The sequence below is a fragment of the Pseudomonas sp. UBA5666 genome, assembly GCF_002420785.1.
Taxonomy (GTDB): Bacteria; Pseudomonadota; Gammaproteobacteria; order Pseudomonadales; family Pseudomonadaceae; genus Aquipseudomonas; species Aquipseudomonas fulva.
In genome coordinates this window covers 252,234-265,286 of sequence record NZ_DIIQ01000014.1, presented here as the reverse complement: position 1 = coordinate 265,286, position 13,053 = coordinate 252,234, and the positions used below count along the sequence as shown (strand labels likewise).

At 59.0% G+C, this 13,053-nt stretch carries 12 protein-coding genes, 1 tRNA gene and 1 pseudogene; 5 read left to right on the top strand and 9 right to left on the bottom strand.

What is annotated here, in order from left to right; all coding sequences use genetic code 11:
• Positions 1-20: 20 nt before the first annotated feature.
• From B2Y33_RS09185 to B2Y33_RS09175, 3 genes are all read left to right on the top strand, one after another.
• Positions 21-1,301 (top strand): carbohydrate porin, encoded by a 1,281-nt coding sequence (locus tag B2Y33_RS09185; protein ID WP_027916067.1) that lies wholly within the window; start codon positions 21-23, stop codon positions 1,299-1,301.
• A gap of 329 nt (positions 1,302-1,630) precedes the next feature.
• A complete protein-coding gene (aroQ, locus tag B2Y33_RS09180) occupies positions 1,631-2,080 on the top strand; it encodes a type II 3-dehydroquinate dehydratase (RefSeq protein WP_027916068.1) in 450 nt (149 codons plus the stop codon).
• Entirely contained in the window at positions 2,077-2,925 is an 849-nt protein-coding gene (locus B2Y33_RS09175; RefSeq protein WP_027916069.1) for a shikimate dehydrogenase, read from the top strand. The genes aroQ and B2Y33_RS09175 overlap by 4 nt, the downstream gene beginning before the upstream one ends.
• Positions 2,926-3,141: 216 nt before the next feature.
• On the opposite strand, the gene B2Y33_RS09170 is transcribed toward B2Y33_RS09175, so the two are convergent.
• Together B2Y33_RS09170 and quiC are read right to left on the bottom strand one after the other, a co-directional pair.
• Positions 3,142-3,813 carry a TetR/AcrR family transcriptional regulator gene (locus B2Y33_RS09170; RefSeq protein WP_027916070.1) on the bottom strand — a complete coding sequence of 224 codons (672 nt, stop codon included), beginning with the start codon at positions 3,811-3,813 and terminating at the stop codon, positions 3,142-3,144.
• Between the two features lie 128 nt (positions 3,814-3,941).
• Positions 3,942-5,849: a 3-dehydroshikimate dehydratase QuiC gene (gene quiC / locus B2Y33_RS09165; protein WP_206405383.1), complete on the bottom strand. Its 1,908-nt coding sequence runs from the start codon at positions 5,847-5,849 to the stop codon at positions 3,942-3,944.
• A 302-nt stretch (positions 5,850-6,151) separates the two neighbouring features.
• Between quiC and B2Y33_RS09160 the strand changes: the two genes are divergently transcribed.
• The gene (locus B2Y33_RS09160) at positions 6,152-7,528 is read left to right on the top strand and encodes an MFS transporter (protein WP_196109957.1); all 1,377 of its coding nucleotides are present in this window, start codon (positions 6,152-6,154) and stop codon (positions 7,526-7,528) included.
• A gap of 218 nt (positions 7,529-7,746) precedes the next feature.
• Positions 7,747-7,928, top strand: a pseudogene (locus B2Y33_RS09155) (site-specific integrase); the annotation flags it as partial.
• A 119-nt stretch (positions 7,929-8,047) separates the two neighbouring features.
• Here the strand turns inward: B2Y33_RS09155 and B2Y33_RS09150 are convergent.
• From B2Y33_RS09150 to rpmI, 7 genes are all read right to left on the bottom strand, one after another.
• A tRNA-Pro gene (locus B2Y33_RS09150) sits at positions 8,048-8,124 on the bottom strand.
• Between the two features lie 112 nt (positions 8,125-8,236).
• Complete coding sequence (locus B2Y33_RS09145; protein ID WP_003250681.1) at positions 8,237-8,593, bottom strand: MerR family transcriptional regulator; 357 nt, start codon at positions 8,591-8,593, stop codon at positions 8,237-8,239.
• Complete coding sequence (ihfA, locus tag B2Y33_RS09140) at positions 8,574-8,876, bottom strand: integration host factor subunit alpha (protein WP_003250679.1); 303 nt, start codon at positions 8,874-8,876, stop codon at positions 8,574-8,576. The genes B2Y33_RS09145 and ihfA overlap by 20 nt, the downstream gene beginning before the upstream one ends.
• Positions 8,877-8,880: 4 nt before the next feature.
• Positions 8,881-11,262, bottom strand: a complete 2,382-nt coding sequence (pheT, locus tag B2Y33_RS09135) for a phenylalanine--tRNA ligase subunit beta (protein WP_206405384.1) — start codon at positions 11,260-11,262, stop codon at positions 8,881-8,883.
• Positions 11,263-11,295: 33 nt separating this feature from the next.
• The gene (gene pheS, locus B2Y33_RS09130; protein ID WP_027916075.1) at positions 11,296-12,312 is read right to left on the bottom strand and encodes a phenylalanine--tRNA ligase subunit alpha; all 1,017 of its coding nucleotides are present in this window, start codon (positions 12,310-12,312) and stop codon (positions 11,296-11,298) included.
• A 109-nt stretch (positions 12,313-12,421) separates the two neighbouring features.
• Positions 12,422-12,778, bottom strand: coding sequence for a 50S ribosomal protein L20 (gene rplT, locus B2Y33_RS09125; protein WP_003250671.1), 357 nt, complete (start codon positions 12,776-12,778; stop codon positions 12,422-12,424).
• Positions 12,779-12,805: 27 nt separating this feature from the next.
• The gene (rpmI, locus tag B2Y33_RS09120; RefSeq protein WP_003250667.1) at positions 12,806-13,000 is read right to left on the bottom strand and encodes a 50S ribosomal protein L35; all 195 of its coding nucleotides are present in this window, start codon (positions 12,998-13,000) and stop codon (positions 12,806-12,808) included.
• Between the last annotated feature and the right edge of the window lie 53 nt (positions 13,001-13,053).

Genomic DNA, 13,053 nt, shown 5'->3' with positions numbered 1-13,053 from the left:
ATTTCCAGGAAAGCTGCGTAATGTCCTTCGTGTTCCGTTTGTCCCTTGCTCCCATCACCGCCGGCCTGCTTCTGGTCCTGGCCAGCAACGGTGCCATGGCCGAAGCCGATCTGCTGCGCCGCAGCACCTTCACTGGCGACTGGGGCGGCCTGCGCCATCAATTAGAAGACAACGGCGTCAAGTTCAGCGCTGACTACAGCGGCGAAACCGCCTACAACACCGATGGCGGTCTGCACCGCTCGGCGCGCTATTCGCAGAACATCAAGCTTGGCGTGCAGTTCGACTTGTCCCGCTTGTACGGACTGGACAACGCCGGCAAGGTCCAACTGAGCATCAACGACCGCCGCGGGCACAGCGCTTCGGAAGAACTGGTAGGCAACCGCCTGCCGATCCAGGAAAACTTCGGTGGCCTGTACACCCGCCTCACCGAGCTCAGCTATGAGCGCAACTTTACCCCGGCGCTGAATATCAAGCTCGGCTACATGGCCATGGGCAACGACCTTGGCGGCCTCGACAGCGGGATCCTGTGCAACTTCATGAATGCCGGCTTTTGCGGGCATCCGCTGAACATGTCCGGCGGCAGTGGCTGGACCAATTACCCCAACGCGCGGCTCGGTGCACGGGTCAAATACGACCTGTCGCCAGCCTGGCAAGTGCGCGTGGCGGCGTTCAATGTCGACCCCGAGAGCAACGGCAACTCCAGCCGTGCCTGGAAGCTTGGCCCCAAGCACACCACAGGCACGGTGGTGCCGGTGGAGCTGGTGTACAGGCTGCTGGGCGAGCTACCGGGTGAGTACAAAGTGGGTTATTACTACGACAGCTCAAACGTCAAGCGCATTGGCCGCAATGACGAAGTGGCCGGCCGTGGTGGGCACTACCTGCTGATCGATCAGGCGGTATGGAATGACCCGGGCGTGGCAGGCCGCAGTTTGCATGCCTTTGGTCAGTACTCGGCATCGAGCAAGGCTGCATCGCCGTTTACAAAATGGTATGGCACGGGTGTTGTGCTGTATCAGCCGTTTGCAGGGCGCCCGCGGGATACCTTGTCGCTGGGCTACGGCCGCGCCGTACCGAACCCCCGTAGTCGAGCTGTGCTGGAGGATGCAGCTGCGCGCAATGATCAGGAGTTCCCGACCATCGACAGTGCCGAGCAGTTGATCGAGCTGAGCTATGGATATCAGGTCACACCCTGGCTCAATCTGCGACCGGATCTGCAGTACATCATCGAGCCTGGGGCATTTACCGGCGCTGATATTGATAATGCGCTGGTAGTCGGATTGCAGGTCAAGGCCAGTTTCTGAAGCGCTCTGGATGGCACGGCTTGGTAGTCCTTTCCGCTTCCTGGGTGTCCTCTCGTCATGCTTGCAGCCCCTGGGGTCGGGGCAACGAGACGCCCCATGGTCGGGCATGGCGATAGCTAGACGGCGCGAACACGGCTGTAGCAACAAAGCTACGCGTGGACCTGTTAGACAGGCCCCAACACAGCGCATTCAAGTTTCGCGCTGCCAGGCAGCCGAACTTCGTGGTTCGGTAATCGCACATATTCAACGTGCAATCACGTACATCGATTGACGAATTAACCAGATAGTACAAACATCGGAGCTCCCAATAACAACACAGTGATCTGCCAATGACGCCCCGCATCCTCGTGCTCAACGGCCCCAATCTCAATCTGCTTGGCACCCGCGAGCCGGACCAGTACGGTCGCGAAACGTTTAGCGACCTCGCTAATAGCTGCGGCGCCAGCGCTCGCGATCTGGGCCTGGACATCGAATTCCGCCAGACCAACCACGAAGGCGAATTGATCGAATGGATCCACGCTGCCCGCAGCCGTTGCGCCGGTATTGTGATCAACCCAGGCGCGTGGACCCATACGTCGGTGGCCATTCGTGATGCACTGGTGGCCAGCGAGCTACCGGTGATCGAAGTGCACTTGTCCAATGTGCACAAGCGCGAGCCGTTCCGGCATAACTCATTCGTTTCATCGATTGCAGTCGGGGTGATATGCGGTCTGGGCAGCGCAGGTTATCGCATGGCGCTGGCACACCTTGGGCACATGTTTGTCGAGCAAGCAGCATGAGCGAGCAAAGCATTCTGGTTGGCCTGATTGGCCGCGGCATCCAGGCATCGCGCACCCCTGCTCTACATGAGTGTGAGGGCGACGCGCAATCGTTGCGTTACTTGTACCGGCTGATCGATGCCGATGAGTTAGGACTCAAAAACAGCGCCCTGCCCGATTTGCTCGATGCTGCTCAGCGCACCGGTTTTACCGGACTCAACATCACCTTCCCGTTCAAGCAAGCGGTCGTGCCGTTGCTCGATGAACTGTCCGATGAGGCGCGTAGCATCGGCGCGGTCAACACGGTGGTCTTCAAGGACGGCAAGCGGATCGGCCACAACACCGATTGCCTGGGCTTCGCCGAGGGGTTCAGACACGGCCTGGCTGACGTCCAAAAACGGCGTGTGGTGCAGATGGGCGCCGGTGGCGCCGGGTCTGCCGTCGCCCATGCGCTGCTGACCGAAGGTGTCGAACAGTTGGCGCTGTTCGACATAGATTTCGCCCGCGGGCAAGCTCTGGTCGACAACCTCAACGAGCGCTTCGGTGCAGGCCGAACCAGCCTTGGCATTGACCTGGCCGCCACCCTGGCTGACGCCGATGGCCTAGTCAATACAACGCCGGTGGGTATGGTCAAGCTACCGGGCACACCCGTGCCCGTCGGATTGCTGCATGCACGGCTATGGGTCGCCGAGATCATCTACTTCCCGCTTGATACGGCACTCCTGCGCCACGCTCGAGCACTCGGTTGCCGGACCCTGGACGGTGGCAAGATGGCGGTGTTCCAGGCGGTCAAGGCATTCGAGCTGATCAGCGGCAATGCTGCTGATGCTGGCAGGATGCAGGCGCATTTCGCCAGCATGGACTGAAGTGAGCTCGCCTGTTGGTGTAGATACCTGACACTGACGGGCCCAGGGGGCCTGATCAGGCAGTCGTTCATGAGCGCCGCACCGTGCTGATGCCCTTGCCGGACCGCTTCGATGCATTCGCCGTGGATCAGCCCAGCAAGGGCATCACGCTTTGGCTGCTCAATGACGATCAGGCGTTTTGCGGTCATTGGGCAGGTACAGCACGTGCCGTCTCTTTCATGCCTGGATATAGCGCAGCACCACGTCGCCGATCATCTGTTTGTGGCGCTGCTTGATCTGCTCGTCGGTCATATCGATCTGGAAGATCTCACCGAAGGTGTGTCGGTTGGAGACCCGATAGAAGCAGAACGAGCTCATCAGCATATGCAGGTCGATGACTTCGATACCCGCGCGAAAAACGCCCTCGGCAACGCCGCGTTCCAGCGAGCGGCCGAGCGTCTTCAACACCACGCTGCTCATCTCGCGGATCACCGGTGATTGCTTGACGTATTCGCCATAGTGGATATTTTCGGTCGAGACGATACGCACGAAGTCGACGTTGTGATCATGGTGATCGAAGGTGAACTCCACCAGTCGGCGGATGGCCTGCTCCGGCGGCAATGACTCCAGATCCAGGCTGTGCTCGGTCTTGCGAATGTCGCCATAAAGCTTGACCAGGCACTCGACGTAGAGCTGCTCCTTGCTGCCAAAATAGTAATAGATCATGCGCTTGGAAGCAGCAGTACGCTCGGCGATGGCGTCGACGCGGGCACCGGCCAGGCCCTGCTGGACGAACTCGCCAATTGCGGCCTGAAGGATATCCTCGCGGGTCTTCTCCGGGTTGTTCTTGCGCGATTTACGGCCCCCGTCGGAGGCAGGCTCGCCAAGGCTGACTACGGAATCATTCATACCCACTCACAGCCTGATTATTGGAATGGGTGGGATTATCCGTCACTGGTGCGACGCAGGGAAGCGCGCGGAGGGTGGCACCGGTCAGGTTTTGTCACAGGGGCGCCGGCCCAGGGCCGGCATCTGCCTTACAACACCGGTTTGCGCGGGGCCCCGCTGCGGGCTTTGGCCATGGCCGCCAGGCGGACCGCAACATTGGCAGCGCCATAACCGGCATACCCACCCTTGCGCTGAATGATTTCGAAGAAGAAACGCTTCTCGAAGGGCTCGGTATACACATGGAACAGCTCGCCACCCTGCGCATCACGGTCGTACAGCACATTGTAGTAAGCCAGTTCGCTAAGGAATTCGTCGTCGAAATCAAACCTGGCCGCGAGGTCATCGTAATAATTCAACGGGATCTCCAGCAGCGGCACGCCAGCGTTTTTCGCCCGCGCCACCTCGCCAAAGATGTCGGCACAGTCAAAGGCGATGTGGTGCACTCCCGAACCACGGTAGCTTGACAGCGCGTGAGCAATTGCGGTGTTGCGATTCTCGGAAATGTTCAGTGGCAGGCGCAGTGTGGAGCATTGGCTGCGCAAGGCACGGCTCTTGACCAGGCCATAGGGATCGGGCAAGACCACTTCGTCGTCGGCCTCGAAGTCGAACAGGCTCTTGTAGAACAGCACCCAGCTGTCCAGCGATTCGGCCGGAATGGCCAGGGCCATGTGATCAATGCGTTGCAGGCCGCCGCCAGCGTCGGGGGCGGCATCCAGGCGGAAATCGCTGTCGTAGATGGTATGCCCGGCACCTGCCTGCTCGACCAAGTAGATCAGGCTGCCATCCGGCGAACGCACGGCCGGGATCTCGCGTTCGTTGGGCCCGACCAGGCCACGGAACGGCTGACCACCGTAGGCGGTAGCGCGCTGCAAGGCGGCCTGAGCGTCCTTGACCCGTAGTGCGATGGCGCACAACGAGGGACCATGGGCTTCGAAGAAGTTGTGTGCAAATGAATAGGGCTCAGCGTTGAGCACGATGTTGATATCGCCTTGACGCAGCAGTCGAACACCCTTGCTGCGGTGAGCGCCGGCTTCGACAAAACCCAGACGCTCGAGCCAACCACCCAGACGTGCACCGACTGACTCATCGACGGCAAACTCAAGGAATTCTACACCGTCGTAGGCACTGGCGGGGGCTGGGTCAAACAGTACCCCAGGCTCGATCCGCTGGGCTTCGTGCTGCAATTGCAGGCGCGTCTTTTCTTCCAGATACAGGAGTGAACGCAGCCCATCGGCGGCAATCTGCCGGGTAGGTGCGGCGCGAAAGCCATCGTTGAAGATTTCCAGCGACAACGGCCCGCGGTAGCCGGTTTGCAGAATCGGTGCGAGAAAGCCCGCCAGGTCCATCTCGCCCTGCCCTGGGAAGCAGCGGAAATGACGGCTCCACTCCAGTACATCCATGGCCAGGATGGGTGCATCCGCCATTTGCACGAAGAAAATCTTGTCGCCTGGAATCTGACGGATAGCGCTCGGGTCGCCCCGCAGTGACAAGGTATGGAAGCTGTCGAGGATCACGCCCAGCTCCGGATGATCGGCCTGGCGGATCAGGTCCCAGCCCTGCTGGTAGGTATTGACGTGCCGGCCCCAGGCCAACGCTTCATAGCCAATACGCAGGCCGCGGACACCGGCACGTTCGGCCAGCAGCCGCAGGTCGTCGACCAGAAGCTGCCCATCGCCCAGTGCGTCCGCCTGACTGTTGCTGCACACCAGCATCAGATCAGTGCCTAGTTCCTGCATCAGGTCGAATTTGCGTTCGGCGCGCTCGAGGTTTTTCTCCAGACGCTCGCGGCGACAGCCTTCGAAATCGCGAAATGGCTGGAACAGGGTGATGGCGATGCCTAGATCGGCGCACATCTGACGGATCTCGCGCGGGCTACCGGCGTAGTAGAGCAGGTCATTTTCAAAAATCTCGACGCCGTCAAAGCCGGCTGCGGCGATGGCTTCGAGTTTCTCCGGCAGAGTGCCGCTCAAGGATACGGTGGCAATCGAACGCTGCATGCTGGGGTTCCCTTTATCTGAAAGGCATCAGCCAACGAACCCTTGCAGGCGCTTGGCGCACTCGATTATTCGCGGGTAAAGTCACGCCATCAATGGGTTTTGTACGAAATGGTTAGTTTTCGTTCGATTACCGAACGAAAGCGGGTTTGTCGAATTGATTCGCCGCTCACGCCTGGTTGAACATGGATCCAGTTACAGATCATTCGAGCATTTCACTGCCCTGCGAACGCTCAGCAGATCCTGACCTACAAGCCCAACGTCACGACCTAACAAGTTCAATAACAAGAACAACGGAGACAACAATGGCTCACTCCAGCTCCCAAGCTAAGAAAGCGACCGCCAGTGGGTGGATAGGCTCGGCTCTCGAGTACTATGACTTTTTTATCTACGCCCAAGCCGCAGCTTTGATCTTCCCGCAGTTGTTCTTCCCGTCGATGGACCCCACGATGGCCATCATCGCGTCGCTGGCAACTTATGGCGTCGGTTACCTGGCCCGTCCCGTGGGTGCGGTTGTCCTCGGTCACTGGGGCGATACCCGCGGTCGCAAAAACGTTTTGCTGCTGTGCATGTTTCTGATGGGTATTTCGACCATGGCCGTAGGCCTGCTGCCCACTTACCACGACATTGGCATCATTGCCCCAATTGTTCTTGCGCTGCTGCGCCTGGTTCAGGGCTTTGCAGTTGCTGGTGAAATCTCCGGTGCTAGCGCCATGATCATGGAACATGCGCCCTTCGGACGGCGAGGTTACTACGCCAGCTTCACCTTGCAGGGGGTTCAGGCCGGTCAGATAATGGCTGCTGCGGTGTTCCTGCCACTGGCCTACTTCATGCCAAGCGAAGCGTTCAGCGATTGGGGCTGGCGCATTCCTTTCCTGCTCAGCGCATTCGTGCTGGTAGCCGGTTTCATCATCCGCAAGGAGGTCCATGAGACCCCGGCCTTCGTCGAGGGCGAACAGGTAGACAAGATCGCCCGCTCGCCCGTCAAAGAAGCCTTCAAGTACAGCTGGAAGCACATGGTGCTGGTCGTGTTCATGGCGCTGATGAACGTCATTCCGGTGGTTGCGACGGTGTTCGGCGCAGCCTATGCAGTTCAGCCGGCCTACGGCATTGGTTTTGACCAAAGCGTCTACCTGTGGATCCCAGTAGTGGGCAACATCGTCGCAGTGCTCTTGATCCCGTTCGTTGGTAGCCTGTCTGACAAGATCGGCCGGCGTCCGATCATGATCACTGGCTGTCTGGGCTCGGGGCTGCTGGCTTTCGGTTATCTGTATGCGATCAGTATCCAGAGCGTGCCGCTGGCCTTTGCCGCTTCGATCCTCATGTGGGGTATGGTCTACCAAGGCTACAATGCAGTTTTCCCAAGCTTCTTCCCGGAGCTGTTCAACACGCGCTACCGCGTCTCGGCCATGGCCATCGCACAGAACGTCAGCACCATGTGCACCGCCATGCTGCCAGCAATCTTTGCTGCCATTGCACCACCGGGCTCGGACAACATCTGGCTTATTGTGGGGGGGTCGGCGTTTTTCATCACCTGCATCTGTGCCTTAGCCGCCTATGTCGCGCCTGAGACATACCGCTTGGCGATGGAAGATCTCGGCAGCCCAGACGCCAAGCCGATCGATGAAAATGCATACGGCGCCCTCTGCAAAGACAGGCTCAAGCCTGCTGCCACTCACTGAAAACCGGTCGGGGCGGCATGCAGCCCCACCCGCCAGCGCCCATTCGCCACGCAGCATCAGTCAAAGTTTGAGTCAGCCAGCTCGGTGTTGCCCTGTATTCAGCGACGCTCAGGCAGGGTCATTGCCGAGACGGCAATGACCGAGTCATCTTCCAGCCACGCTGGCACGCTTGGCTGATAGCGCTGACCGCTGCCGACGAGCGCAGCACTGTAGTCTAGGCCTCGATCAGGATTCACAATTTCGAGCACACTTTCGGTCGGCGCCTGAAGGCTGCAGGGTTAACCAAAGAAGACCGCAAGCCGTCTTAGGACACAAGAATGGCAACGTGACCAGTTACTCTCCGGGCACGGAGATCAGCCAACTCATTGAGGCGGCAAACAAAGTTCCAGCCAGGGACTAGTTGGCCAAGGCTGTGCAGGTTGAAGAGGAACCATGCGTAACACCCTGAGAAGTCACGCAAAAGTCACGGACATGAAAAAGGCCACCCCTTTCGGAAATGGCCTAAGTCATTGAATATAATGGTCGGGACGGAGTGATTCGAACACTCGACCCCTTGCACCCCATGCAAGTGCGCTACCGGGCTGCGCTACGCCCCGACTCGGTTTGAAGCATGTTCTCGTTACCGCTGAGAACGATGAAGAATATACCCTAACCTTTTGATTAATGGAAGCTTTTTTTAAAAAAATTTCCACTCATCTTAAACAACGGTCACTTCTTCAACACCACCAGCACATCTTCCAGCTCCACAATCATCTGACGAATCAGCTGTTTGTACTGGCTCGACTCATCCTTGGCCTCATCACTGGAAAGCCGCAAGCGCGCCCCGCCGATGGTAAAGCCCTGGTCGTAAAGCAATGCGCGGATCTGGCGGATCATCAGCACGTCTTGGCGCTGATAATAACGCCGGTTGCCCCGCCGCTTCACAGGATTGAGCTGATCGAACTCCTGCTCCCAATACCGCAGCACGTGCGGTTTTACAGCGCAAAGTTCGCTCACTTCACCAATGGTGAAGTACCGTTTGCCCGGTATGGGGGGCAGTTCGTCGTTATGGCTTGGTTCCAGCATAGGCCTCAACCCGGGCCTTCAACTTCTGCCCTGGACGAAAGGTGACGACGCGCCGTGCGGTGATCGGGATTTCTTCCCCAGTCTTGGGGTTGCGGCCCGGCCGTTGGCGTTTATCGCGAAGGTCGAAGTTGCCGAAACCGGACAACTTGACCTGCTCGTTCTCTTCAAGTGCGTGCCGAATTTCTTCGAAAAACAGCTCGACCAGCTCCTTGGCCTCACGCTTGTTAAGCCCCAGCTCCTCGTACAGCCTCTCGGCCATCTCAGCTTTCGTCAGAGCACCCATGCCGTTATTTCCTTAACGTGGTGTTCAACCTTTGTTCGAGCGAGGTGAGGATAGTGTGCAAGGTAGTGTTCACCTCATCGTCGTTAAGAGTGCGCGATGGATGCTGCCAGGTCAAGCCGACTGCCAGGCTTTTTCTATCAGGATCAATGCCTTTACCCTGGTAGACATCAAACAGCCTGAGGTCTGTGAGCCATTCGCCTGCATTGTCACGAATTACGTCAAGTACGTCTTGAGACGCTACATCACGTCCTGCGATCAACGCCAGGTCACGACGGGTTTCCGGGAACTTGGACAGCTCGCTGAATTTCGGCAACCGGCCTTCGACCACATCGGCCAGCACCAACTCGAAAACGAAGACTTGACGGTCCAGGTCCAGGGCTTTTGCAAGCTCGGGATGGAGCGCGCCCAAATAGCCAACAACCTTGCCTTCACGCTGGATTTCAGCCGTCTGACCAGGGTGCAAGGCTGGATGCTTGCCAGCGACGAAGGTGAAATCGTCCAGCGCGCCGGAATAACCCAACAAGGCTTCCACATCGGCCTTCACGTCGAAGAAGTCGATGGTGTCACGGCCATTGGCCCAGCCTTCAGGCAAGCGGCTGCCCGTAACGACGCCGGCAATCATCGGCTCCTGCGCCAAGTTGCCCAGTTGGCCAACGAAACGCAGGCCACTTTCGAACAAGCGCACCCGGTCCTGCTGGCGATTGAGGTTGTGCTGCACTGCCTTGACCAGGCCCGGCCACAAGGAGGCACGCATGGCCGCCATGTCGCTGGAGATGGGGTTGGCCAGCAACAGTGGCTCTACGCCTGGGCTGAACAACTCGAACAGTTTGGGATCGATGAAGCTGTAGGTAATGGCTTCCTGATAACCACGAGCAACCAGCAGACGACGCAGGTTCGGCAGCTCGCCACGGGTTTCCGGACGGGCTTGCGGCGCCAGGCATGCCTGCGGGTAACGCACGGGCAAGTTGTTGTAACCGTACAGTCGCGCGAGCTCTTCGATCAGGTCGACTTCAAGGCTGATATCGAAGCGGTGGCTCGGAACGTTGACCGTCCACTGCCCTGCCCCGTCCGCCTCGGTAGCCAGACCAAGGTTGTGGAGCAACTGCTCGACCTGGGCCGGGTCCATTTCCATGCCAAGCATCTGGGCGATGCGCTCGGCACGCAAGGTAACCGGGGCGATGCTGGGCAGGTGTTGTTCGCTGACGGCTTCGACGATGGGGCCGGCTTCACCGCCTACCACTTCCAGTAGCAACGCGGTCGCACGCTCCATGGCTTCACGGGCCAACTGGGAATCGACGCCGCGCTCGTAACGGTGCGAGGCATCCGTGTGCAGGCCGTAGGAGCGGGCTTTGCCTGCGACGGAAATCGGCTCGAAGAACGCGCTTTCCAGGAACAGATCGCGGGTTTTGGCAGTATCGACGCCGCTGTGCTCGCCGCCCATGACGCCGGCGATGGCCAGGGCGCGGGTGTGGTCGGCGATGACCAGGGTGTCGGCACGCAGTGCAACTTCCTGGCCGTCTAGCAGGACGAGTTTTTCGCCCTCTTCGGCCATGCGCACGCGAATGCCGCCGTTGATCTCTGCCAGGTCAAAAGCGTGCATCGGCTGGCCGAGTTCGAGCATCACGTAGTTGGTGATATCTACGGCAGCGTCGATGCTGCGCACGTCGCTGCGGCGCAGACGCTCGACCATCCAAAGCGGCGTCGGCTTGCTCAGGTCAACGTTGCGGATCACCCGACCCAGGTAACGTGGGCAGGCAGCCGGCGCTTGGACCTCGACCGGGCGTACTTCGTCGTGCGCGGCAGCCACGGCGGGTACCAGCGGGCGGGTAACCGGTACGTCGTACAGCGCGCTGACGTCGCGGGCCAGGCCAGCGATCGACAGGCAATCGCCCCGGTTGGGGGTAAGTCCGATTTCGATACTGGCATCATCCAGACTCAGGTACTGGCGAATGTCCTCGCCTACCGGCGCATCGCTGGCCAGTTCGAGCAGACCGTCGTTTTCTTCACTGATCTGCAATTCCGCCGCCGAGCAGAGCATGCCGAAGGACTCCACACCGCGCAGCTTGGCCTTCTTGATCTTGAAGTCGCCAGGCAGTTCGGCGCCGATCATGGCAAACGGGATCTTGATCCCTGGCCGTGCGTTAGGCGCGCCGCACACGACCTGGAACGTTTCCTGACCATTGCTGACCTGGCACACACGCAGCTTGTCGGCGTCCGGGTGTTGTTCGGTGGCAAGGATTTCACCCACCACGATGCCGCTGAACTGGCCAGCAGCAGGGGTTACGCTGTCGACTTCCAGGCCGGCCATGGACAGGCGGGCCACCAGTTCGTCACGGGAGACTTGCGGGTTTACCCAACCGCGCAGCCACTGTTCACTGAATTTCATGCTGTTCTTCTCCTGAAGGTTGCGTCGATTGGCTTAGCGGAATTGGGCTAAGAACCGCAGGTCGTTGTCGAAGAACAAACGCAGATCATTGACGCCATAGCGCAGCATGGCCAGGCGCTCGGCGCCCATGCCGAAGGCAAAGCCCTGGAATTCTTCAGGATCGATGCCCGACATGCGCAGCACGTTCGGGTGCACCATGCCGCAGCCCATCACTTCCAACCAGCCGGTCTGCTTGCATACCCGGCAGCCATTGCCCGAGCACATGACGCACTGGATATCCACCTCAGCAGACGGCTCGGTGAAGGGGAAGAACGATGGACGGAAACGCACCGCCAGTTCTTTTTCGAAGAACACACGCAGAAATTCTTCGATGGTGCCCTTGAGGTCGGCGAAATTGATGCCGCGGTCAATCAGCAAGCCTTCGACCTGGTGGAACATCGGCGAGTGAGTGATATCCGAGTCGCAGCGGTAAACGCGGCCAGGGCATACAATGCGAATGGGTGGCTGGGTGGACTCCATGGTCCGTACCTGCACCGGCGATGTGTGGGTACGCAGCAGCATGTTGGCGTTGAAATAGAAGGTATCGTGCATCGCCCGGGCCGGATGGTGGCCCGGGATGTTGAGCGCTTCGAAGTTGTGATAGTCGTCTTCGACTTCAGGACCTTCGGCAATGCCGTAGCCAATGTGCGTGAAGAACTGTTCGATGCGTTCGAGTGTACGGGTGATGGGGTGCAAGCCACCGGTGGCCTGGCCACGGCCTGGCAGGGTCACATCAATGCATTCGGCAGCCAGGCGAGCGCTGAGCTCGGCTTCTTCGAAGGCTGCCTTGCGTGCGTTCAGCACAACGGTGACGCGCTCTTTGGCGTCGTTGATCAGCGCGCCCACTTTGGGCCGCTCCTCGGCTGGCAGGTTGCCCAGGGTCTTCATCACCTGGGTCAGCTCGCCCTTCTTGCCGAGATAGTTGACCCGGATCTGTTCCAGGGCATTGATGTCTTCAGCGCGCTCCACGGCCTCCAGGGCTTGGGAGACCAGCGCATCCAGGTTTTCCATGTACAGACTCCAGATACGAAAATAGGGGAAGAGCTTTGAAGGCTCTTCCCCTATCGATGACGTTCAATGCCCGGCGACGCAAGCGTCGCCGGGTGATTGTCGCGGGTACTTAAGCCAGAACGGCTTTAGCTTTCTCGACAATCGCAGCAAACGCCGCTTTTTCGTTCACTGCCAGATCGGCCAGAACCTTACGGTCGATTTCGATCGAAGCCTTTTTCAGGCCAGCAATCAAACGGCTGTAGGACAGACCGTTGGTGCGGGCACCGGCGTTGATACGAGCGATCCACAGTGCGCGGAACTGACGCTTCTTCTGGCGACGGTCGCGGTAGGCGTATTGGCCTGCCTTGATGACCGCTTGCTTGGCAACACGGAATACGCGCGAACGTGCACCGTAGTAACCTTTAGCCAGTTTCAGAATTTTCTTGTGACGCTTACGGGCGATGACGCCACGCTTAACACGAGCCATGAGTAACTTCCTCTATCTTAACCAGAATTAACGTACGCGCAGCATGCGCTCGACTTTTGCCACGTCGGACGGGTGCAGCAAGCTTGCACCGCGCAGTTGACGCTTACGCTTGGTCGACATTTTGGTCAGGATGTGGCTCTTGAAAGCGTGCTTGTGCTTGAAGCCCGAAGCGGTCTTCAGGAAGCGCTTCGCAGCACCGCTCTTGGTTTTCATTTTTGGCATGTTGGAACTCCGCATTCGATAAAAATTACACAATAATCATCAGGCCTGCCGTG

What these genes read in the sequence shown, in the direction of transcription:
- pheT (WP_206405384.1), bottom strand. Translation starts at nt 11,262, where the DNA reads ATGAAATTCAGTGAACAGTGGCTGCGCGGTTGGGTAAACCCGCAAGTC.
- quiC (WP_206405383.1), bottom strand. Translation starts at nt 5,849, where the DNA reads ATGCAGCGTTCGATTGCCACCGTATCCTTGAGCGGCACTCTGCCGGAG.
- pheS (WP_027916075.1), bottom strand. Translation starts at nt 12,312, where the DNA reads ATGGAAAACCTGGATGCGCTGGTCTCCCAAGCCCTGGAGGCCGTGGAG.
- rplT (WP_003250671.1), bottom strand. Translation starts at nt 12,778, where the DNA reads ATGGCTCGTGTTAAGCGTGGCGTCATCGCCCGTAAGCGTCACAAGAAA.
- B2Y33_RS09160 (WP_196109957.1), top strand. Translation starts at nt 6,152, where the DNA reads ATGGCTCACTCCAGCTCCCAAGCTAAGAAAGCGACCGCCAGTGGGTGG.
- B2Y33_RS09185 (WP_027916067.1), top strand. Translation starts at nt 21, where the DNA reads ATGTCCTTCGTGTTCCGTTTGTCCCTTGCTCCCATCACCGCCGGCCTG.
- B2Y33_RS09145 (WP_003250681.1), bottom strand. Translation starts at nt 8,593, where the DNA reads ATGCTGGAACCAAGCCATAACGACGAACTGCCCCCCATACCGGGCAAA.
- rpmI (WP_003250667.1), bottom strand. Translation starts at nt 13,000, where the DNA reads ATGCCAAAAATGAAAACCAAGAGCGGTGCTGCGAAGCGCTTCCTGAAG.
- ihfA (WP_003250679.1), bottom strand. Translation starts at nt 8,876, where the DNA reads ATGGGTGCTCTGACGAAAGCTGAGATGGCCGAGAGGCTGTACGAGGAG.
- B2Y33_RS09170 (WP_027916070.1), bottom strand. Translation starts at nt 3,813, where the DNA reads ATGAATGATTCCGTAGTCAGCCTTGGCGAGCCTGCCTCCGACGGGGGC.
- aroQ (WP_027916068.1), top strand. Translation starts at nt 1,631, where the DNA reads ATGACGCCCCGCATCCTCGTGCTCAACGGCCCCAATCTCAATCTGCTT.
- B2Y33_RS09175 (WP_027916069.1), top strand. Translation starts at nt 2,077, where the DNA reads ATGAGCGAGCAAAGCATTCTGGTTGGCCTGATTGGCCGCGGCATCCAG.